The organism is Lutibacter sp., assembly GCF_021647475.1.
In the GTDB taxonomy this organism is placed as follows: domain Bacteria; phylum Bacteroidota; class Bacteroidia; order Flavobacteriales; family Flavobacteriaceae; genus Lutibacter.
Window position 1 is genome coordinate 22,748 of record NZ_JAKIUR010000001.1, and the last position, 22,448, is coordinate 45,195.

Genomic DNA, 22,448 nt, shown 5'->3' on the forward strand with positions numbered 1-22,448 from the left:
TTAATATACTTTAAAATTATGTTAAATTTAGAGTTAAGCACCTTTAGGTGTTTTCAATGGCTAATTTTCATATTACTTTTGATTATAATTTAAATATTATGCAAAAAAAAAGTAACTACTAAATTAATTTTGATATAATTAAATATAAAACTTAAATAAAATGAAAAATTTTGTAAAAACTATTAGAGATAAAGACATCAAACTAACTAAAAGTTTAGATAAAAAGGAATTAGTTGATATTGAAAAAACGTTAAGTGACTTAGAAACTCAACATCAAGAAATTAAAGATGATTTAAAAGATGTAAATTATTTATTAAATTTAATTGAAAAACATAATATTGCAGAAGTTAGTGATTCAGAAGCAAATAAAAAAGTAGCACATAGGTCAAGCTGGTTAGCTAAAATAAAAGATAACATTGAAAAAATTCATGTATTACATACTAATAAGCTAACTTCAGATGATATTGCCTTTTTACAAAAAGAAAACAGTAAGCTAAAATTTGAAAAAGATCAGTTAGAAAAAGAGCATCATTTAATACATCAATTAATAGCCAAAGCTAAGGTTTACTTAATGAATACTCGTAATGTTATTTGTGAAGAAATTACAAAAGGTCATGACATTGCAGCTGTTGGCGAAAAATTATTAGAGCATTTTGGAAAAGAAATAAAAGAAGAAATGGATTATGATTTTGGTAGAAGAAAAATTATAAACAATCTTGAAGACACATTTTTAATTAACAAAATTCAAGCCCATAAATTATTTAATATCCTTGAAAAAAGTAAGGTTTTACAATATAATATGGATACTTCAAACATTATTCCTATTCCTGATTTTGAAAATTATAGTGAATATACAAATATAAATTACATGCCTTTATTTGGTACTTGGCATATTAATGCATAAAACTTAAAAAAATGAGACACAACAATAAAATTGCAAAAAATTGGTGGTTATTAAGTATTGTAGGAATATTAATAACTTTTCTAGGGTTTTGGGTTTACCAAAATCCATTAGCAAATTATATTGGGTTAAGCGTATTATTTAGTGTAATCCTATTTATTTCCGGTGTATTTGAAATAATTTTTGCAATAACTAATAAAAAAATTCTAAAAAGTTGGGGGTGGATGCTTACCTCAGGAATTTTTGATTTAATAATTGGTGTAATATTAATAGCCAAAGAAAATTTATCCATGGAAATTTTACCTATTGTTTTTGGTATTTGGTTAATTTTTAAAGGAGTTTCAATGATAAGCAGAGGCTTTTTACTCAAAGAAATGCATCTTTCAAATTGGGGATGGCCTATTTTTGGTGGAATATTTGTTGCTGGTTTTGGTTTTATGGTTGTTTACAGTCCTAGTTTTGGAGCCTCTAGTATTGTTATTTGGACTTCTATGTCGTTAATTCTTTTAGGAATATTAACTATTCTATTTTCATTTTTAATAAAAAAAGTACAAAATTTTATAGCCAATTAAGGTATATCTATTTATTTTCACACTATTATTTAGTTCTAAATCTATATAAAAATTTAATTAAAAATATTATACTTGCTAAATTAACCTACCATTAATTTTGAAATAATTAAATTATGATGAAGAATTACATATTGATGCTATTTTTGTTAATTACTTATATTACTAAGGCTCAAACATTAAATTATGATATAATATCTAATCATTTTAAACTTGGAGATTTAACAGCAACAAAAACAGAAGATAAAAATAATGTAAAAATTAATATTGTTAGTCAGGTTAAAATTGATTTGTTAATAAAAACAGATGTAACCTATAATGTAAATTGTATTTATAAAAATAATCAATTAATGACTAGTAATGTTACCGTACGTGAAAATGGGAGAATTCATTCAATTAACAAAACTGAAAATTTAGGAACTTATTATTTGTTAACAGATAATAAGCATAGCTCTAACTATTTTAATAAAATCTACTACTCAAGTGCTCTATTATATTTTAAAGAACCTAAAAATATTTCCATTATTTTCTCTGAAACCGATAATAAAAATAATATAATTAACCATGTTGGAATTAACGAGTATCAAATTACAAATTCTAAAAATGGACTTAAAAATCAATATTATTACAAAAACGGAATACTTCAAAAAGCAATTATTCATCACTCATTATTCACTTTTAGTATTATAAAAAAATAAAAACAATGCAAAAACATATAAAAAAAAATAGACTATCTTTAAAACGAATTTTATTACTTTTAATGGTATATATTCTAGTATTTATTACAATATTTTCCTTTTTAGATTATTATGCTTATTATATAATTAATGTTTATTTATTAATACTGCTATCCGTTATTTTAGGAGTAATTTCAACGTATGTACATATAAAAGCCAAAGGAAGATCAAGAGTTGACGATATTGTAGATAAACTATAATTATAGAAAATTATTTATTATTTTGTTTAACTATATTTGGTAAAATAATAAGATTAATAATAGCAATTATTGATGCAGAAATGGTAACCAAAGAAATAAAAACATCCTTTTCAATTTAACAAAAACAATATATAAATGAAAGATAGTCAAATAGGATTAAAAGATGCGGTAGCTATTGGAATTGGAGGAATGGTTGGTGGTGGAATTTTTGCAGTTTTAGGCCTTGCTGTTGAATTTGCTAAAGGCGGAACTCCTTTAGCTTTTTTAATTGCAGGTATTATTGCAATTTTCACTTCATATTCTTATGCAAGATTATCCTTATTTTTTCCTGATAAAGGAGGTACCGTTCATTATATAAATAAAGGATTTGGTAAAAATGTATTTAGTGGAGGTACAAACAATTTACTTTGGATTAGCTATATAATAATGCTTTGCTTATATGCTTCTGCTTTTGGTTCGTTTGGGGCAAAACTAATCAAAATAACAGGAGATTATACCACAGATAAACATATTTTATTAAGTAGTATTATTCTATTTTCAGCACTATTAAACTATATTAGTTTTAAAGCTGTTAGCATTGCAGAATCCATAGCTGTTTATACTAAAATGATTATTTTAAGTGGTTTTGTTATCATTGGCTTTTACGGCCTATTTAGCAGCAATTATATATCTCAATTAGAAATTTCAAACTGGTCGCCATCAATTAAATTAGTTAGTGGCGGAATGATTATTTTTGTAGCTTATGAAGGGTTTGAGTTAATAGCAAATGCTGTTCCTAACCTTAGAAATCCAGAAAAAAACGTATTTAAAGCCTTCTTTATTTCTGTTATAAGCGTTGTAATTTTATATATATTAATTGCAATTATAACTGTTGGTTCCGTTTCATTTAGTCAAATTGGCAAAGCACAAGAATATGTACTAGCTGTAGCCGCAGAACCAACACTTGGCAAAATTGGATTTGTAATTATTGGAATTACTGCAATGATATCTACCTTTTCTGCAATAAATTCTACACTTTACGGAGGAAGTAGAGTAAGTTATGAATTAGGAGAAGACGATGAAGATCCACATGAGCTTACAAAAATATTTTGGAATGAACCTATAGGATTATTAATAACAGTTGTTTTAACATTAGTAGTTGGGAATATTCTAAACTTAGAAAGCATATCTACTGTAGGTAGTGCTGGTTTTCTGTTTATTTTTGCACTTGTAAATTATGTAAATTATAAACTATCTAAAACCACTAAATCAAAAAAATACATTTCATTATTTGGTGCACTATTATGTATTGTTGCACTTGTAACTTTACTATACCAACAATTTGGAATAAACCCTGCCGGATTATATACCGTTTTAGCAATTGCATTTGCTAGTTATTTTGCAGAATATATTTTTAAAAAAACAGAAAAGAAAAACAAAAAATAATTTTTATATTTTAAAAACCATCAAAATATATAAGCCTTATTTTATTTTACCCATAACCTGAGTTCGATGTAAGAAAATAAATACCGGGTTGAAAATCAACAAGCTACGTCATTGCGATGAATGAAGCAAAGCGAAATGAGGAAGCAATCTCATTTTTATGAAAAGATTGCTTCAAATTATGGCACTACGTTTATAATTTTCGCAATGACATTTTGATTTTCAGTTATTTAAAGTAAATCCTTAGGTCGAACTCAGGTCCATAAGTTATATATAAAAACAGCCTACAACATTTACATAAATTTCAAAACTTTGGAAACTTTTTTTGTGTTTTAAGTTTCCTTTTATATCTTTGCACTTCAAAATTGTAAAAACACAATTTTAATGAAAAATGAAATCTTAAAAAAATCTGGTGAAATATTTTTAAAATTTGGTTTTAAAAGTACTACTATGGATGATATTGCTAACAAATTAGCAATCTCTAAAAAAACTATTTATAAATATTTCAAAAACAAAGAGCAATTGGTAGATGAATCCGTTAGTTTTTTTCATAATTCAATTCATAATGAAGTTTCAGTAGTTTGTAATAAAGGATACAATGCCATTGAAGAAAATTTTGAAATAAAAAAAATGTTTAAAGATTTACTTCAAAACTCTAGTGAATCACCAATGTTTCAATTGCAAAAATACTATCCAAAAACCTACCATAATGTAATGGTTAACGAATTTACTATGTTTAAAGATTGTATTTCTCAAAATATTGAAAAAGGTATTACTGAAAAATTATATCGAAATAATATTGACATTAATATTACCACTAAACTGTATTTTACTATAGTTTTTGGTATTCATGATTCTAACCTTTTCCCATTAGAAAACAAAACATTAAATCAACTAGAAATTGATGCTTTAGAATATCATACCAGAGCAATTGCAACAAAAAAAGGAATAGATATATTAGAAAATCAATTAGATAAAATATAATTAAGGAATGAAAAAATTATTAGTTATAACTTTTACTTTACTAATCGCAATTATAAGTAATGCCCAACAAACCAAATCTCTTTCGTTAAAAGAAGCCATTAATTATGCTTTAAAAAATAGTTATGCATCTATTAATGCTTCACGCGATATAAAAGCGGCAAAAAAGAAAAAATGGGAAACTACTACTATTGGCTTACCAAAAATTAGTGCCGAAATTGATTATCAAAACTGGATTAAACAACAAGTATCTTTACTGCCTGCTGAATTTTTTGGTGGAAACCCTGGTGAATTTACTGAAATTACCTTTGGAAATAAACAAAACATGAATGCTACCGCTACGGTGAATCAATTACTTTTTGATGGCTCGTATTTAGTTGGATTACAATCCGCCAAAACCTATTTAAAAATTTCAGAAAACGCTAAAGAAAAAACTGATCTAGGAGTTAGAGAAGCCACAATTAATGCGTATGGAAATGTACTATTAAGTGAAGAAAGTATTAAAATTTTAGAAAAAAATAAAAAGACTTTAGAGAAAAATCTGCACGACACCAATCAAATATACTTAAACGGTTTAACAGAAGAAGAAAATGTTGAACAGTTAAAAATTACGCTTGCAAAAGTGAATAGTCAATTATCTAGAACAAAAAAATTGAATGATATTGCGTATAAAATGCTAAACATTACCTTAGGAATTGATATACATTCTAAAATTATTTTAACCGATACTTTAGATCATTTATCCCAAGAAAGTGAAGATTTACAATTATTAAATAATCAACTTAACATTGAAAATCATATTGATTATAAAATTGCAAAAAATACTGAAAGATCTAATGAGCTTTTGGTAAAACTAGAACAAAGTAAAGCATTACCATCCTTAAGTAGTTTTGTGAATTTTGGATATTCTGGTTTTGGAAATAATTTTGATTTCTTAAAAAAACAACAAAAATGGTTTGATTCTTCTTTATTAGGTGTGAATTTAAAAATTCCGCTATTTAGTAGTTTAGAACGAAGCTCAAGAACACAACAAGCTAAAATTAAATTAGATAAAGCTAAAACTAATTTATACGAAACCTCTCAAAAAATTCAATTACAAGTAGAAAAAGCTAAAACTAATTATAATTATAGTTTGGAAGAATTAACCACATCAAAACAAACCTTGGCATTAGCCGAACGTATTGAACATAAACAAGAAATTAAATTTTTTGAAGGAATTTCAACCAGTTTTGATTTATCCAATGCACAAACTCAATTATACACCATGCAACAAAGCTATTTACAAGCAATGCTAAATGTTATATCATACAAAGCCGCTTTAGATACCGCTTTAAACACACCAATTAACCACTAGAAAAACCTATAAAAATGAAAAATATATCACTACTTATTCTTACGGTTATCACTATCCTTTCTTGTGGTGAAAAGACTGAGAAATCAACTTTAGAACAACTAAACCTAAATAAGAATAACATTATAAGCAAAATAGATAGTTTATCTACAGCATTAAAATCTGTAGAACTAGAAATTGCCAAAATAGATACTACCAAAAAACTACAAATTGTAACCTCAATTCCTGTAAAAAATGAAATTTTTAAACATTATGTTGAAATACAAGGTGTTGTAAAAACTAATAAAAATATTGAAATTAGACCTGAGTTAGGTGGCAATGTTACCAAAATATTTGTAAAAGAAGGTCAACATGTTGCTGCTGGACAAATACTGGCTCAATTAGATGACTCAACCATCAAAAGAAATATTGATGAATTGAATACCCAATTAGCTTTAGCTAAAACAACTTTTGAACGACAAAAACGTCTTTGGGATCAAAAAATAGGTTCTGAAATTCAATACTTACAAACAAAAACTAAAAAAGAAAGTTTACAAAATAATATTGCTGTTTTAAAAGCACAAGCAAAAAAAATGAAAATTATTGCTCCGTTTAGTGGTGTAATTGATGAAATTTTTCCAAAAGTTGGAGAACTTACCAGCCCGCAAACACCCGTTGTAAGATTACTAAATTTAGACAAAATGTATATAGAAGCAGACGTTTCTGAAAAATACGTTAACGCTATAAAAAAAGGTACTGAAGCAATAATTTCATTTGAAAACAACCCAAATCAAATAATTTCAAAAGTAAATCAAGTAGCTAACTTTATTGAACCAAATAATAGAAGTTTTAGAATTAAAGTGCCTATAAATGGTTTTAACAAAATACTAAAACCAAATTTAATAGCAAATTTAAAATTAAACGATTTTACAGCTAATAATGCAATAACAATTCCTTCAAATTTAATTCAAGAAGATCAAAAAGGAGAAAGTTTTGTGTTTAAAATTCAAAAAAATAACAATCAATTTAAAGCTGTAAAAACAATTGTTAAAACTGGTTTATCCTACAATAACACTACAAACATATTAGCTGGTTTAACCACAAACGATTTAATTATAAATAAAGGTTCAAGAGGTGTTAAAAACAATCAAGCTATAACCGTTGTAAACTAATTTTTAATTTGTAGAAATCAATTTATGGAAACAACCAAAAACACCATACTTAAAGAATTTAAACTTTCCTCCTGGGCTATTAAGAATAAAATGACAGTCTATGTTCTTATTCTTATCATATTTTTAGCAGGTTTAAGTTCATATATGGGAATGCCACGTGAAGCATTTCCTGAAGTTTCAGCTCCCGAAGTTTATATTACCACTCCATATCCTGGAAATTCAGCTTTAGATATTGAAAAATTAGTAACCCGACCTATTGAAAAAAAGGTAAATAACATCTCTGAAGTAGATGATATTATTTCTAATTCACTAGAAGGATATTCTACTATTGATGTAAAATTTGATTTTAGCGTAACTCCTGATGAAGCCTTACGGAAAGTAAAAGACAAAGTTGACGAAGCAAAAGCAGATAAAAATTTCCCAAAAGATTTACCCGCTGAACCCAACGTATTTAAACTAAATTTTGCTGAAATGATGCCTATTATGAATATCAACCTATCAGGTGATTTTTCTATGGATCAATTAAAAAAATTCGGTGAATATTTACAAGATGAAATAGAAGCATTACCCGAAATTAGTGAAGTTGACATTCGTGGAGTTCAAGACAAAGAAATGGCTATTAGTATAGACTTGTACAAAATGCAATCTATGGAAATTAATTTTAATGATATTGCTAATGCTATAAAAAATGAAAACATAACTATTAGTGGTGGTGAAATTAAAGAAGGTGGTTTACGTAAAAACATTAGAGTTGACGGCGAGTTTAAAAACGCACAAGAAATTGCAAATATTATAGTAAAACGTGAAAAACAAAAAGCAGTTTATTTACGTGATATAGCAACAGTAACCTATAAAGAACAAGAAAAAGAAAGCTATGCACGCCAATACGGACAATCTGTTGTTATGCTTGATGTAAAAAAACGCGGTGGCGAAAACTTAATAAACGCTTCAGAAAAAATTGATAAAATTATAGCAAAATCAAAATCCGAAGTCTTTCCTCAAAATTTGGTTATTTCAAAAACCAATGATATGTCCGGAAAAACTAAAACTCAAGTTTCAGACTTAGAAAATAGCATTATTTTAGGAATGCTATTAGTCATTGGAGTTCTTATGTTTTTCTTAGGATTAAGAAATGCATTATTTGTCGGTATTGCAATACCAATGTCAATGTTTATGTCATTTATTATTTTGAGTTTAATGGGAGTTACCTTAAATACTATGGTTCTGTTTTCATTAGTATTGGCTCTTGGAATGTTAGTAGATAATGGTATTGTGGTAGTGGAAAATATTTATCGTTTAATGGATGAAAAAGGATATTCTGCCATAGATGCTGCCAAATATGGCGTTGGTGAAGTTGCTATGCCAATTATAGCATCTACAGCAACTACTTTAGCCGCATTTTTACCATTAGCTTTTTGGCCCGGTATTATAGGTGAATTTATGAAATACTTACCTATAACTCTTATTATTGTACTCAGTTCTTCTCTATTTGTTGCTTTGGTTATAAACCCAGTGCTTACCTCAGTTTATATGAAAGTAAAAGAAAAAAAGAGAAATGTTAAAACTCGATTTAAAGTTGGGCTGCTCTTATTTTTTATAGGAACTTTAATTATAGTGTCAGGATTAACTTTTGCTTCTAAAATAATGGTAGCTATTGGTAATTTGGTAATATTAACTGGTGCTTTAGGCTATTTAAACACAAAGGTTTTAGATCCAGGAACACAATGGTTTCAAACTGTATTTTTACCTAAATTAGAAAACTTATATGAACGTTTTTTACAATATGTGCTTAGAGGTAAACATCCTTTAGCTTTTTTTGGTGGTACTATTTTATTACTAGTGTTTTCTTTAGTATTATTCGCATTATTCCCGCCAAAAGTAGATTTTTTCCCAGACAATCAACCTAAGCAAGTATATGTTTATATAGAATTTCCTATTGGCACTGATATAAATACAACCAATAATTTTACCAAGCAAATGGAAAATAAAGTGGTTAATTATTTAAATCAATATACCATAAACGGCAAAAATTTTATGATAACTTCTGTAATTGAACAAGTAGGTGAAGGAGCCGGAGACACAAGCAGAGGATATCAAGGTGGTAGTACGCCTAACAAATCTAAAATTTCTATTGATTTTGTTGACTATCAAGATAGAGTTAACCCAAAAACAGGTGAAAAAGTTAGTAGCCAAAAAATAATGAATGAGGTTAGAAAATTAATTGGTAGTTATGCTGGAATTAAAATTGTAGTAGCTAAAGATAAAAATGGACCTCCAACAGGTGCCCCTATAAATTTAGAAATTTCAGGAGACAACTATTCGCAATTAATGAATGTTGCCAACAATATGAGAAGTTTTATAAACAAACAAAATATTGCTGGAATAGAAGGATTAAAAATAGATGTAAATCAAGGAAAACCTGAACTTCCCGTAATAATTGATCGACAAAAAGCACGTAGATTAAATATTTCTACCGGGCAAATTGCAGATGCTTTACGAACCGCTTTGTACGGAAAAGAAGTTTCAAGATTTAAAGATGGTGAAGATGATTATCCCATAAATATAAGGTTAATGGATAAATACCGCTACAATGAAGATGCCTTAATGAACCAAAAAATAACCTTTAGAGATCAAACGGATGGAGGAATTATAAAACAAATTCCTATTTCTTCAGTGGCTACATTAAAAAACGCTTCAACATTTGACGTAGTTAAACGAAAAAATTTAAAACGAGTTATTACATTATATTCTAATGTAATTGATGGTTATAATGCAAATCAAATTGTTGCTAAAATGGGTGTAGCCATTAAAAATTACAAAATGCCAACTGGTGTAAAATACCAATTTACTGGTGAACAAGAAAAGCAAACTGAAAATATGAATTTTTTACTTAATGCTTTAATGATTGCGTTAATGGCAATCTTTTTAATACTTGTTGGACAATTTAACTCTGCCTCTACTCCTTTTATAATCTCAATGGCAGTACTACTTAGTTTAATAGGAGTATTTTTAGGTTTAGTAATTTTTAGAATGGATTTTATTATTATCATGTCAATGTTAGGTATTATTTCCCTAGCAGGAATTGTGGTAAACAACGCCATTGTACTTATCGATTATACCAATTTAATAATGGAACGTAAACGGAATGAGAACAACATAAAAGAAGGTTTATTACCTATTAACTTAGTTTTTGAAAGTATTGTTGAAGGAGGTAAAACACGTTTACGACCTGTACTTTTAACAGCTATAACTACAGTTCTAGGATTAATACCATTAGCATTAGGTATTAACATAGATTTTATTGGTTTGTTTACTGAATTTAAACCTAATATTTATATGGGAGGTGAAAATGTTATGTTTTGGGGTCCTTTAGCTTGGACCGTTATTTTCGGACTTACATTTGCTACATTTTTAACCTTAATAATTGTACCAGTTATGTATTATTTATTAAATAAAGTCAAATTATATTTCTCAAAAAATAAGACGGCTCAAGTTTAGGTAGTTTTATTTTATTTTATGAAAACCCAAAAAACATATACTGTTGATGAAGCCACCAAAGTTTTAGAACATTTTTGTGCTTATCAAGAGCGCTGTCATAAAGAAGTTGAAAAAAAACTTTATAATTTAAATATGATTCCTGAAGCTAAAGAAAAAATTATACTTCATTTATTACAACATAATTTTTTAAATGAAGAACGATTTGCAAAAGCCTTTGTAAGAGGTAAATTTTCTATAAAAAAATGGGGGCGAATTAAAATTATTAGTCAGTTAAAATTTAAACAAGTTTCAATATATAATATTAAAACCGCACTGCAAGAAATTGATGAAGAAGCCTACTTTAAAACGCTTCAAAAAATTGCAGAAAAAAAATTGACATTAATAAAAGAAACTAATAATTATAAAAAAAGAAATAAACTTTCTAATTATTTAATTTCTAAAGGATTTGAATCAAATTTAGTTTATAAAATTGTTAATAGTTTATTTACTGATTTAAATCACTGATTTTAAGCATATAAAATATTAATCTAAAAAAATTATTGCCTAAAAATCTTCTAATAAGAACCATTAAAACTACGTTTTAACTTTTTTATTAATATTGAATCTTTTTCTTTATTAACTTTTATAACTTCATCAATATTTGCATTAGGAATGGTTAACGATAATACATAATGTTTTATTTTCCAAGAATTTTTATATCTAATTAGTACTCCAGAACCTCTACAAACTCCCATCCAAGTATCTAAAAGTTCGTCAAACCAAGCAATTTTATTATCTTTTTGAAAATAAATATTTCGTTTTAAAGGAGTGAAATTCCAAGCTTTTCCTCTGTCAAAAAAAGGCTTACTGAACTTTTCAAATTCTTTTTTATTCCAATGTTCCCCAGCTTCTGTACCAAGAAAAACAAAATCTTTATCCATTGCATCAAAATAACCTTTATAATTTGTGGTGGCAGCATCTTTATGCCAAGTATTTAAAACATTATTTATGGCTTCTTTCTTTTTAACTACATTTAAATTAGTTGACTTTTGATTATTACAACTAATAAAAAGTAAAAGTAGTACTATTGGAGTGCAATATTTCATAAGCTAAAATTATTTAATAATTGGTTTATCTTTTGATATTTTTTTTCGAAAAGGTCTTTTCCTGTAACGATTAATATCTTTTTTAAAAGGACTAACCTTAGGTTTTTTAATCTCTTTTATTGGCTTTTCCGTATCTATCTCTAATGCCTTTTGAAGAGCTAAAGTCTTGTACAAAGTATTAATTTTAGAATTTAAAGCTGAAAAAACAGTTAAAATACTTGTTACTTCTTCCTTAACTTCAGCGTTTTTTATAGAAGAAATTGTAGCCATATCTGCCAACCGTAAGGTTTCATTTTCTAACACATTTATCCTCGCAATTACACTCGGAATTTTTAAATCTTCTACCCTTATAGAGTCTTTCATTAAAATTACCAAATCACTTAATTCTTTAGCATTTGAAAGTGCTTCAGAAGTAGAAATATTATAAAATTGAATTATAAAATCATCCACATCTGTATATTCTCTCCATTTAGAAAGCTTATTTTTTGCAGTTGGAATTAGCACTTCCCCCAAAGGAACCTCAATTCTACTATTTACAATTTTCAAGGAATCTTTTGTGGAAATAACCTGAGTTTTAAGTTTCTTTTTAGAACAGGAAACTGTTCCTAATAAAATAATTACAAAAAGATAAAATAAATGCTTCATACAATATTAAATTCACTTCAAAAATAGCAATAAATTACTTGTTTTAATAAAATTTTATCAAATTGATAAAAATTAATTCTCAAAAAATTAAATTCATATTTTCAGTATCTTTGAAATCTATAATTGAACAACAAAACTAACAATGAATAAACAAATATTAATTATTGGCGCTTGTGGTCAAATTGGTACGGAATTAACGTTAAAACTTCGGGGAATTAATGGTAACGATTCGGTAATTGCATCTGATATCAGAGAAGGAAATGAAGAACTAATGCAATCTGGCCCTTTTGAAATTGTAGATGCCATGGATAAAAACAGTATTGAAAAAATAGTAGATAAATATGCTATTTCTGAAATTTATTTAATGGCTGCTATGCTTTCTGCAACAGGTGAAAAATTTCCTGCAAAAGCTTGGGAACTTAACATGACTTCATTGTTTAATGTACTTAATTTAGCTAAAGACAAAAGAATAAAAAAAATGTTTTGGCCAAGTTCTATTGCGGCATTTGGACCAACAACTCCAAAAGAAAACACACCACAAGAAACCATAATGGAGCCTTCTACTGTTTACGGCATTAGTAAACAGGCAGGTGAACGTTGGTGTGAATATTACTTTAACAAGTATGGAGTTGATGTTAGAAGTGTACGTTATCCTGGAATTATTAGTTGGAAAACAAATCCGGGTGGAGGCACTACTGATTATGCCGTTGAAATATACAATAATGCTTTATTAATTGGTAAATATGATTCTTTTTTAAATAAAAACACCAAATTACCAATGATGTATATGGATGATGCCATTGCTGCAACCATTCAAATTATGGATGCAAAACCAGAAGATGTTAAAATTAGATCCTCATATAATTTAGCCGCAATGAGTTTTACACCTGAAGAAATTGCTTTAGAAATTAAAACGTTTATTCCTAATTTTGAAATTTCTTACCACGAAGATTTTAGACAACGAATTGCAGATAGTTGGCCTCAAAGTATTGATGATTCTAGAGCTCAAGAAGATTGGGGTTGGAAACATCAATTTGATTTGCATACCATGTCAAAAAACATGCTAAATAGTCTTCATAAAAAATTTGAAGATAAATAATTAGTCATTATTTCAATGAATTAACCTGTACTAAAAGTACAGGTTTTTTTGTTTTTAATCTAAAATTATATGCATTATAATAGTGCTAACACAAACTATAAATTAAAAAAACAATAAAGAATTTAAACATTTATTATAACTATAACCCGTTGTGCTTTATGATAAAATTTCGTCAATTCGAGTGAATTTTAGCCTTTTTAGGCTTAAAGTTAGTATCGAGAATAGGTTTTTTAGTTAGAGACAATCGTTCTCAATACCAATTTTTTATCAAAAATTACCTGCCTTGCAGTCAGGCAGGCTCGAACAGATGTAACAGTAAGTTTGAAGAGTAAAAGTGCACAACAAGTTAACTATATAATTTATTTTAAAAAATTCTTTATTTAATTAGGTAAATCACTTCTGATTTTACGAAAAGGATTTCGTAAATTTATTGGTTTTATATGATTAATATCATACAATCAAAGTTAGATTCCCACTAAATTTGTTACCAATTTTATTATGAATAATATAATTTTTTATCATTTTAATTGAATTTAATTAAATATTAATATTTAAATAGGTGTTAATTATGAATATTTCGCATATTGAACATATAGGTATAGCAGTTGATAATTTAGAAGAATCCATTCTCTATTTCGAACAGGTTTTAGGTTTAAAATGTTATACTATTGAAGAGGTTGTTGATCAAAAAGTGAGAACAGCCTTTTTTTTGGTAGGCACCACAAAAATTGAATTATTAGAAAGTACTTCCTCTGATGGCCCTATTGGGAAATTCATCACAAAAAAAGGACAAGGAATTCATCATATTGCATTTGCAGTAGATAATACTACCGAAGCTCTAAAAAAAGCCGAAGAAAGAGGAGTGAAATTAATTGATAAAGTAGCTCGAAAAGGAGCTGAAAATTTAAATATTGGTTTTTTACACCCAAAATCTACTCACGGTGTATTAACAGAACTTTGTTCAAAACAAAAATAGATACTAAAAAATTTAATAATGTCTAAACAAGATAAAATAAACGAACTCATTGAAAAAAGAATTAAAGCTAAACTAGGCGGAGGTGAAAAAAGAATTGAATCTCAACATGGTAAAGGAAAATTAACCGCTCGTGAACGAATTGAAATTCTACTTGATGAAGATAGTTTTGAAGAATTTGACATGTTTGTTACTCACAGAACGCATTCCTTTGGATTAGAGAAACAAATATACTTGTCAGATGGTGTAGTAACTGGTCATGGAACAATAGATGGTAGAATTGTATATGTGTTTTCACAAGATTTTACCGTATTTGGCGGATCACTTTCAGAAACTTATGCCTTAAAAATTTGTAAAATTATGGATATGGCAATGAAAGTAGGAGCTCCTATTATTGGGCTTAATGATAGTGGAGGTGCTCGTATTCAAGAAGGCGTTAGATCACTTGCTGGCTATGCTGAAATTTTTCAACGAAACATTATGGCATCTGGCGTAATCCCACAAATATCTTCAATATTAGGCCCTTGTGCAGGTGGTGCAGTTTATTCTCCTGCTCTTACCGATTTTACTATTATGACAGACAAAACAAGTTATATGTTTGTTACTGGACCAAAAGTGGTACAAACGGTTACTGGTGAAGTAGTAACTGCTGAACAATTAGGCGGAGCTTCCATTCATTCAACCAAATCAGGAGTTTCTCATTTTTTGGCTGACAATGATGAAGAAAATTTACTATTAGTAAGAAAATTACTAAGCTATTTACCATCAAACAATTTAGAAGATCCACCAGTTATTAAATGTACAGAACCTATAGATCGTGTAGATGATATATTAAATGAATTAATTCCTGAAAACCCAAACCAACCTTATGATATTGTGGATGTAATTACCACAATAGCAGATAGAAGTGAATTTACCGAAGTGCATCGTAATTATGCAAGAAACATAGTAGTAGGTTTTGCTCGTTTTAATGGTAGACCTGTTGGAATTGTTGCAAACCAACCTAAATATTACGCAGGTGTTTTAGATATTGAAGCTTCTAGAAAAGCAGCCAGATTTGTTCGGTTTTGTGATGCCTTTAATGTTCCAATCGTAACACTAGTAGATGTGCCAGGTTTCTTACCTGGAACAGGCCAAGAATACGGAGGAATTATTCTTCATGGAGCAAAATTGTTATTTGCTTATGGGGAAGCAACAGTACCAAAAGTAACCATAACACTACGAAAATCTTACGGAGGGGCTCATGATGTAATGAGTTGTAAACAACTTAGAGGAGATGTAAATTATGCTTGGCCAAGTGCTGAAATAGCAGTGATGGGAGCAAAAGGTGCTGTTGAGGTTTTAGAAGGTAAAAACATAAGAAACATTGAAAATGTTGACGAGCAACAAAAATTTATTATTAAAAAAGAAGATGAATATACTAAAAAATTCGCCAACCCTTATGAAGCTGCTAAATACGGATTTATTGATGATGTTATTGAACCTAGAAATACCCGATTTAGAATTATTAGAGCGTTAGAATTACTAGCAAATAAAAAAGAGGTTAATCCTCCTAAAAAACATTCAAACATACCTTTATAATCATGAATATAATGTTAAGTATTGATCGAATAAGTGAAGGGTATCTTATTTTGATAACCGGATTATTAATAGTTTTTAGTGCTTTACTAATATTAGTACTGTTTTTTAAATATGGTTTACCTCTATTACTCTATAGTTATAAAATAATTACTAAAAAAAGAGTCATCAAAATTGGAAAACAACCTAAAAAAAGTAATGAAGAATTTACAGGAGAAATTGCAGCAGCTATTTCGACCGCTGTTCATTTATATCTAAATGAAAATCACGATAATGAAAATGCGGTACTAACCATAAGGCAAGCTAGAAAATTATATTCACCTTGGAGTTCAAAAATTTATGGCACTCATAACAGACTTTAATCATAAATTATTTAATGATTATCAAAATAACAACACGATAAACATCCTATTAAAATGAAAAATTTTAAATTTAAGATACATCAAAATAACTTTTATGTAAAAGTTGTTTCTCACGATAAAAACGAAATTAAATTAGAAGTAAACGGAACCTCCTATTCTGTTGAAATGGAACAAGAAATTAAAAAAACAAAAACCCCAACTTTAGTTCGTTCAGCTTCTCGAAACCCATCCGTTCCATTAAAAAAAGTTAGTCCAAGCTCAGAAAAAACTAAAGTTTTTGCACCTATTCCAGGTATAATTTTATCTATTGATGTAAAAGTTGGAGATGAAATAAAAATTGGAGATAAATTACTTGTTTTAGAGGCAATGAAAATGGAAAACAACATAACGACTGAGAAAGAAGGTAAAATTAGTGTTATTCATATAACCACTGGTCAACAAGTACTGCAAAACGAACTACTGATAGAATTTGAATAAAACACTAAATAGATTTTAAAAAGAAATAAATCTATAGTTTTTAAAATTAGAAAAATGAAAAAATTATTTATAATATTTGGTGTACTATTATTTTTATTGTTTATCCGACCAATTATCACTAATAGCATGGAGGTACAAACTTCAGCTAATACACAAACTACCAAAATACAAGAAACTGCAACTAACCAAAACAATATTTATAAAGGGGCTTATAATGCATTGTTAAAATTTTATCATTATACCGGTTTTGCAAATGCAACATCTGGCAATTTATTAATGATTTTAATAGGAATTATGTTTATTTATTTAGCCATTAAATTTAATTATGAACCATTACTATTAATACCAATAGGAACAGGAATAATTATAGGTAATATACCATTTGTAGCAGGCAACCAAACTGGTATTTACGAATCAGGATCTGTACTAAATTATTTATATTTCGGGGTGGTAAAAGGTATTTATCCGCCATTAATATTTCTTGGTATTGGAGCAATGACAGATTTTTCTTCCTTAATAGCAAATCCTAAACTTATGCTTTTAGGAGCAGCTGCTCAAATTGGTGTATTTGGTACTTTTTTAGGAGCACTCTATTTAGGTTTTCGGCTTCCTGAAGCTGGAGCCATTGGAATTATTGGTGGAGCTGATGGACCAACAGCCATCTTTTTATCTTCAAAATTAGCAAATGGGGTAAATGTTTTAGCAGACGGCACAACAGTTAAAAATTTAATTGGCCCAATTACTATTGCTGCATACTCTTATATGGCTTTAGTTCCTGTTATTCAACCTCCAATAATGCGATTACTTATCTCAAAAAAAGATCGTAAAATTAGAATGAAACCACCTAGAGCTGTATCTAAAAAAGAAAAAATGATTTTTCCTATAGTTGCTTTATTATTAACCACATTTATTTCTCCTAGTGCCTTACCATTATTAGGAATGTTATTTTTCGGTAACTTACTTAAAGAATCTGGAAGAACTGAAAGACTTGCAGAAACTGCAAGAACCAAACTAATTGATATTGTAACTATATTATTGGGCGTAACCGTTGGTGCTTCAACTCAAGCAGATATTTTTATTACTAAAGATTCAATGATGATTTTTATTTTAGGTGCTCTTTCTTTTGTTATTGCAACAATGGGCGGATTAATTTTTGCAAAATTTATGAATTTATTTTTAAAAGGCGATGAAAAAATAAATCCATTAATTGGTGCTGCAGGAGTATCTGCAGTTCCTGATAGTGCAAGAGTAGTACATACTGAAGGATTAAAATCTGATCCAAATAATTACTTGCTAATGCACGCCATGGCACCAAATGTTTCTGGTGTTATTGGCTCTGCAATTGCTGCAGGTATTTTATTAAGTTTCTTAGGATAATTATTATTAAACAATCATTAATAAAGATTTTTTATGATGAAGGATAAAAAAAATAAACTTTTTTCAGAATTCAATCCAGCAACTAAACAAGAATGGATGGAAAAAATTACATTCGATTTAAAAGGTACAGATTTTAACAAAAAATTGGTATGGAAAAACTTGAATAATATAAAAATTCAACCTTTTTATAGAGATGAAGATGAAACGCTTCATTTAAAAACCAACAGAAAAACCTCTTCAAATATTGTAAATTATAGAACCATAATTACAAATTCAGACCTTAAAGGGAATAAGCAAGCACTTATTGCCATTAAAGAAGGAATTACCGGTCTAATTTTTAAAATAAAAAAAGGATTTTCTGTCGTTAACCTCTTAAATAAAATTGATATAAACAATGTTTACATTTCGTTTATTTTAGAAACAAACGAAATTGAGTTTGTGAAAGAATATTTAAATCTTGCTAAAAAAAATAACGTTCCAAGTGAAAAACTAAACGGGTTTATTGATGTAAAATTGATTTCCGAATACTTAACCACAGGAACTTTAAATGCTTCAAAATTTGATGTAATTCAAGAATTAATTGAGCTTACCAAAAATTATCCAAATTTTAAAACGGTAACTATTTCTGGTACAGCATATTTAAATTCTGGAGCAAATCAAACTCAGGAAATTGCATACACTTTAAATTCAATGGTGTTTGTAATAGATAAACTTACTGAAATGGGTATTAAGCTTAAATCCATTTTTAATAACCTCCATTTCCATTTAGCTATTGGCTCTGAGTATTTTATTGAAATTGCAAAATTTAAAGCCTTCAATTATCTTTTATATAAAATAGCTGCTAAATATGATATAAAAAAATTCTCACATGTACTAACCGTTGAAACTTCTGTTTGGAGTAAGTCTGTGACTGATGCTCATACCAATTTATTAAGAGCAACTACCGAAGCTATGTCAGCTATTTTAGGAAATGTAGATGGAATATTAATTGATGCTTATGATAATGAATTTAATGAATCTTCTGATTTTTCAAGTAGAATTGCAGGAAACATAACCACTATTTTAAAAGAAGAATCTTACTTTGGTAAGGTTGAAAATCCAGTTGATGGATCTTATTATATTGAAAATATAACTTCAGAACTTGCTGCCAAAGCATTAGAATTATTCAAATTTATTGAAGATAAAGGCTGCTTTTATCAATGTTTTGAAGGAGAATTAATACAACAACAAATTGCAGAAATTCGTCAACAAAAAATTAAATTAATTAGCAAACGAAAATCCATAATGGTTGGGGTAAACAAATATCCAAATTTAATGGAAAAAATTGCTTCTACCCTGCTTTTCAATGGTGATAAAACAAACTCTTCTAAAATTTTGAAACCAAGAAGAGCTTCCTTAGAAATTGAAACAATTAGAAGAACAACCGAAGAATTAGTTGAAAAAACTGGTAAAAGACCAGTAGTTGAACTCATAAGTTATGGAAACTTAACTATGCGAAAAGCAAGAGCTGCTTTTTCTTATGATTTTATTGGAGTTAGTGGATATAAAATACAACCAGAAAAAAGCTATAATTCTGTAATTAATGCAGCTGAATCCAGTGCAAAATCCGACTCAGATATTGTTATTATTTGTAGTTCAGATGAAGATTATAATAAAACAGTACTTTCATTTGTGCAAACCTTTAGAAAGTTGAACAGTAATAAAATATTATTAATTGCTGGTGCTCCAGCAAACATAAATGAATTAACTAAAGCTGGTTTAGATGGTTGCATTAACTTGAAATCAGATATTATTACGACCATTTCCAACATTCAAGAAAAAATTCAGAAAACTTTAAAATTCTAAGACGTATGAGACCCGATTTTTCAGATATAGAATTAAATACCGAAGTAAAGCAAGCGGACACCATTTCAAAAAATAAAGAAGTTTGGAAAACTCCTGAAGGAATTCCTGTAAAAAAACATTTTACAAAAAATGATATTAAAGATGCCGAACATTTAAATTTTGCTGCTGGAATCCCCCCATTTTTAAGAGGTCCGTACAGTACAATGTATGTTACACGCCCTTGGACCATTCGTCAATATGCTGGATTTTCAACTGCAGAGGAATCCAATGCCTTTTATAGAAGAAATTTAGCAGCAGGTCAAAAAGGACTTTCCGTTGCTTTTGATTTAGCAACTCACAGAGGTTATGATTCTGATCATCCTAGAGTTACAGGTGATGTTGGTAAAGCAGGTGTTGCTATCGATTCTATTTTAGATATGGAAATTTTGTTCGATCAAATTCCATTAGATAAAATGTCGGTATCCATGACTATGAATGGTGCTGTTTTACCAATTATGGCATTTTATATTGCCGCGGCTAAAAAACAAGGAGTTTCGTTAGACAAGCTTTCAGGAACTATTCAAAATGATATTTTGAAGGAATTTATGGTTAGAAATACCTACATATATCCGCCACTTCCATCTATGAAAATTATTGGTGATATTTTTGAATATACCACTAAGAATATGCCTAAATTTAATTCAATATCTATTAGTGGATATCACATGCAAGAAGCTGGGGCAACTGCTGACATTGAATTAGCATACACCCTTGCTGATGGAATGGAATACATTAGAACAGGATTAAAGTCTGGTTTAAAAATTGATGAATTTGCACCTCGATTATCCTTTTTCTGGGGAGTTGGAATGAATCATTTTATGGAAATTGCTAAAATGCGTGCTGCACGTATGCTTTGGGCCAAAATTATAAAACAATTTAATCCTAAAAATCCAAAATCTATGGCTTTGCGTACACATTGTCAAACTTCTGGATGGAGTTTAAGTGAACAAGATCCTTATAATAATGTTGCTAGAACTTGTGTTGAAGCTATGGCGGCTGGTTTAGGGGGAACGCAAAGTTTACATACCAATGCCTTAGATGAAGCCATTGCTTTGCCAACTGATTTTTCAGCAAGAATTGCACGAAATACTCAAATTTATATTCAAGAAGAAACGCAGATTACAAGAGCAGTTGACCCTTGGGCTGGATCCTATTATGTTGAATATTTAACCCAAGAAATTGCAAAAAAAGCCTGGAAATTGATTGAAGAAATTGAAGAATTAGGCGGAATGGCAAAAGCTATTGAAACTGGAGTACCAAAAATGAGAATTGAAGAAGCTTCTGCTCGAAAACAAGCAAGATTAGATTCTGGTCAAGATATTCTAGTGGGTGTAAATAAATTTAAAACCACCGAAAAATCAAAAATTGAAATTTTAGAAGTTGATAATTCTGCGGTAAGAAATTCACAAATAAAACGCTTAAAGAAACTGAAAGCAAACAGAAATCAAAAAATTGTGGATGCTAACTTGGCTGCACTTTCTAAGTGTGCTGAAACGGGAAAAGAAAACTTATTAGAATTAGCCGTTGAAGCAGCTGAAAATTTTGCTACTTTAGGTGAGATTTCTGATGCTTTAGAAGTTCATTTTGGACGTCATAAAGCAGATACCAAATTAATAAGTGGTGTGTATGGTAAAGAAGTACATAATGATAGTATTTTTGCAAAGGCTCAAAAATTAGCAGATAAATTTGCTAAAATAGAAGGTCGTCGTCCAAGAGTAATGATTGCAAAAATGGGACAGGATGGACACGATAGAGGAGCCAAAGTAGTGGCTTCCAGTTTTGCTGATTTAGGTTTTGATGTAGATATGGGACCTTTATTCCAAACCCCTGAAGAAGTTGCTAAACATGCAGTAGAAAATGATGTTCATTTTGTTGGAGCATCAAGTTTAGCGGCTGGTCATAAAACATTAATTCCACAATTAATTGAAGAGTTAAAAAAATTAGGAAGACCAGATATTATGGTTTTTGCAGGTGGTGTAATTCCTGAACAAGATTATGATTATTTATTAGAACGGAAAGTAGTCGCCATTTTTGGTCCTGGCTCTGTAATTTCGGAATCTGCCATTACTATTATGGAAAAATATTTAGAGCACGCTTAGCTCAAATTATGTTTATTTTGAATCAAAAACCTCTTTATTTAATTATAAAGAGGTTTTTT

The 22,448-nt window shown here is 28.7% G+C and carries 20 protein-coding genes; 18 read left to right on the forward strand and 2 right to left on the reverse strand.

The genetic code is table 11. The features are described 5' to 3' along the window. Nucleotides 1-160 precede the first annotated feature (160 nt). From L3J60_RS00130 to L3J60_RS00175, 10 genes are all read left to right on the forward strand, one after another. A complete protein-coding gene (locus L3J60_RS00130) occupies nt 161-904 on the forward strand; it encodes a hypothetical protein (RefSeq protein WP_291973138.1) in 744 nt (247 codons plus the stop codon). Between the two features lie 11 nt (nt 905-915). Beyond that, nucleotides 916-1,473 carry a DUF308 domain-containing protein gene (locus L3J60_RS00135; RefSeq protein ID WP_291973140.1) on the forward strand — a complete coding sequence of 186 codons (558 nt, stop codon included), beginning with the start codon at nt 916-918 and terminating at the stop codon, nt 1,471-1,473. Between the two features lie 116 nt (nt 1,474-1,589). Further along, nucleotides 1,590-2,168, forward strand: a complete 579-nt coding sequence (locus L3J60_RS00140; protein WP_291973142.1) for a DUF6134 family protein — start codon at nt 1,590-1,592, stop codon at nt 2,166-2,168. A 5-nt stretch (nt 2,169-2,173) separates the two neighbouring features. Beyond that, on the forward strand, nt 2,174-2,407 hold the full coding sequence (locus L3J60_RS00145; RefSeq protein WP_291973144.1) for a hypothetical protein: 234 nt from the start codon (nt 2,174-2,176) through the stop codon (nt 2,405-2,407). Between the two features lie 135 nt (nt 2,408-2,542). Further along, on the forward strand, nt 2,543-3,832 hold the full coding sequence (locus L3J60_RS00150; protein ID WP_291973146.1) for an APC family permease: 1,290 nt from the start codon (nt 2,543-2,545) through the stop codon (nt 3,830-3,832). Between the two features lie 381 nt (nt 3,833-4,213). Further along, nucleotides 4,214-4,813 (forward strand): TetR/AcrR family transcriptional regulator, encoded by a 600-nt coding sequence (locus L3J60_RS00155; protein ID WP_291973148.1) that lies wholly within the window; start codon nt 4,214-4,216, stop codon nt 4,811-4,813. Between the two features lie 7 nt (nt 4,814-4,820). Beyond that, nucleotides 4,821-6,164 carry a TolC family protein gene (locus L3J60_RS00160; RefSeq protein WP_291973150.1) on the forward strand — a complete coding sequence of 448 codons (1,344 nt, stop codon included), beginning with the start codon at nt 4,821-4,823 and terminating at the stop codon, nt 6,162-6,164. A 14-nt stretch (nt 6,165-6,178) separates the two neighbouring features. Beyond that, on the forward strand, nt 6,179-7,312 hold the full coding sequence (locus L3J60_RS00165; protein ID WP_291973153.1) for an efflux RND transporter periplasmic adaptor subunit: 1,134 nt from the start codon (nt 6,179-6,181) through the stop codon (nt 7,310-7,312). 24 nt (nt 7,313-7,336) lie between these two features. Further along, nucleotides 7,337-10,810 carry an efflux RND transporter permease subunit gene (locus L3J60_RS00170; RefSeq protein WP_291973154.1) on the forward strand — a complete coding sequence of 1,158 codons (3,474 nt, stop codon included), beginning with the start codon at nt 7,337-7,339 and terminating at the stop codon, nt 10,808-10,810. Nucleotides 10,811-10,828: 18 nt separating this feature from the next. Continuing rightward, the gene (locus L3J60_RS00175; protein ID WP_291973156.1) at nt 10,829-11,314 is read left to right on the forward strand and encodes a regulatory protein RecX; all 486 of its coding nucleotides are present in this window, start codon (nt 10,829-10,831) and stop codon (nt 11,312-11,314) included. Nucleotides 11,315-11,364: 50 nt separating this feature from the next. Here L3J60_RS00175 and L3J60_RS00180 read toward each other — a convergent pair whose 3' ends face one another. Both L3J60_RS00180 and L3J60_RS00185 read right to left on the reverse strand, forming a co-directional pair. Further along, nucleotides 11,365-11,895, reverse strand: a complete 531-nt coding sequence (locus L3J60_RS00180; protein ID WP_291973158.1) for a nuclear transport factor 2 family protein — start codon at nt 11,893-11,895, stop codon at nt 11,365-11,367. Between the two features lie 9 nt (nt 11,896-11,904). Continuing rightward, complete coding sequence (locus L3J60_RS00185; protein WP_291973160.1) at nt 11,905-12,540, reverse strand: hypothetical protein; 636 nt, start codon at nt 12,538-12,540, stop codon at nt 11,905-11,907. 142 nt (nt 12,541-12,682) lie between these two features. Between L3J60_RS00185 and L3J60_RS00190 the strand changes: the two genes are divergently transcribed. The 8 genes from L3J60_RS00190 (at nt 12,683) to scpA (ending at nt 22,389) form a co-directional block, all read left to right on the forward strand. Continuing rightward, nucleotides 12,683-13,639 carry an NAD-dependent epimerase/dehydratase family protein gene (locus L3J60_RS00190; RefSeq protein WP_291973162.1) on the forward strand — a complete coding sequence of 319 codons (957 nt, stop codon included), beginning with the start codon at nt 12,683-12,685 and terminating at the stop codon, nt 13,637-13,639. Between the two features lie 568 nt (nt 13,640-14,207). Further along, on the forward strand, nt 14,208-14,615 hold the full coding sequence (gene mce / locus L3J60_RS00195; RefSeq protein WP_291973164.1) for a methylmalonyl-CoA epimerase: 408 nt from the start codon (nt 14,208-14,210) through the stop codon (nt 14,613-14,615). Between the two features lie 18 nt (nt 14,616-14,633). Further along, nucleotides 14,634-16,193: an acyl-CoA carboxylase subunit beta gene (locus tag L3J60_RS00200; RefSeq protein WP_291973166.1), complete on the forward strand. Its 1,560-nt coding sequence runs from the start codon at nt 14,634-14,636 to the stop codon at nt 16,191-16,193. A gap of 2 nt (nt 16,194-16,195) precedes the next feature. Continuing rightward, nucleotides 16,196-16,552: an OadG family protein gene (locus L3J60_RS00205; RefSeq protein ID WP_291973168.1), complete on the forward strand. Its 357-nt coding sequence runs from the start codon at nt 16,196-16,198 to the stop codon at nt 16,550-16,552. A 54-nt stretch (nt 16,553-16,606) separates the two neighbouring features. Then, nucleotides 16,607-17,029: a biotin/lipoyl-containing protein gene (locus tag L3J60_RS00210; RefSeq protein ID WP_291973170.1), complete on the forward strand. Its 423-nt coding sequence runs from the start codon at nt 16,607-16,609 to the stop codon at nt 17,027-17,029. 54 nt (nt 17,030-17,083) lie between these two features. Further along, nucleotides 17,084-18,406, forward strand: a complete 1,323-nt coding sequence (locus tag L3J60_RS00215) for a sodium ion-translocating decarboxylase subunit beta (protein ID WP_291973172.1) — start codon at nt 17,084-17,086, stop codon at nt 18,404-18,406. A gap of 33 nt (nt 18,407-18,439) precedes the next feature. Further along, entirely contained in the window at nt 18,440-20,251 is a 1,812-nt protein-coding gene (locus tag L3J60_RS00220; protein WP_291973175.1) for a methylmalonyl-CoA mutase family protein, read from the forward strand. Nucleotides 20,252-20,256: 5 nt separating this feature from the next. Continuing rightward, nucleotides 20,257-22,389 carry a methylmalonyl-CoA mutase gene (scpA, locus tag L3J60_RS00225; protein WP_291973177.1) on the forward strand — a complete coding sequence of 711 codons (2,133 nt, stop codon included), beginning with the start codon at nt 20,257-20,259 and terminating at the stop codon, nt 22,387-22,389. Nucleotides 22,390-22,448 lie beyond the last annotated feature (59 nt).